Origin of the sequence: Helicobacter sp. MIT 03-1614, from assembly GCF_000762925.2 — a bacterium.
In the GTDB taxonomy this organism is placed as follows: Bacteria; Campylobacterota; Campylobacteria; order Campylobacterales; family Helicobacteraceae; genus Helicobacter_C; species Helicobacter_C hepaticus.
The window spans coordinates 1-849 of the sequence record NZ_JRMS02000033.1 but is presented as its reverse complement, the minus strand read 5'-3'; the positions used below and the strand labels follow the sequence as shown (position 1 = coordinate 849).

Annotated in this window: 1 protein-coding gene; it reads left to right on the top strand. The window is 38.8% G+C overall.

What is annotated here, in order from left to right:
- Nucleotides 1–778, top strand: a 778-nt coding sequence (locus LS66_RS09965; protein WP_201273686.1) for a hypothetical protein, incomplete at its 5' end; no start/stop codon positions are given.
- Nucleotides 779–849 lie beyond the last annotated feature (71 nt).

Genomic DNA, 849 nt, shown 5'->3' with positions numbered 1-849 from the left:
ACTTGGACTTCCTGAATCCTTAAGCCTTGCGGTGTGGGTTGTAGGAGCAGTTTTAATGTTTATCTTTAGTGTGCATATCGTGCAATTTTGGATTTGCAACAAGCTTGAGCTTTCCCATATTACCCCTGCTTGGATTATCCCTGTCGTAGGTTTGCTAGACTTGCCCTTAGCCTTGCCTTTGTTTGTGGATAAAGTATGGGTGCAGGATTTTAGCTTTATTATTGCTGGATTTTGTGTGGGTGTTGGATTCTTTTGGAGTATCGTGCTATGTGTGCTTATTTTTGCACGCATCGTGTTTTTTGAAAAACTCCCTGAAAAGCTAATGCCCACCCTTGTGATACTTCTAGCTCCATTTGGTGCAGGAGTAAGTGCCTATGCAGTATTCATTCGAATTCCTATTCTTAGTAGCATAGATAATTCAAGCTATGTACAAGCTCTTATTAGTCTCCTTAATAGTACAAATAACTTAGACTACGCGCTGTTTTCCATTGGATTATTTTTGCTTTTTGCTCTATTGCCTCAAGTCTTTCAAATCGGCAAATGCTGTCCGTTTAGAATCTCGTGGTGGGCGATTAGTTTCCCTTTGGCTGCAATGTGTATTGCAAGCTTTAATATTGCAGAATCTATCGCTTCAAAATCCTCTGCTCTAAGTGGTGGAGCAATATTCTTTTCTGCACTCTCTAGTATGCTCTTAATTGCTGTAACACTTACTTTTATATGGCTACTTATGCGCACATTGAGAGGAATTATCAAAGGTGAGTTAAAAAATCTTGCCTAAACTTTAAAGCTTAGAATTTATCATTGAAGTTTTCAGAAAATTCTGCTGAGAGTGAGAAATTGTGCTTTGCA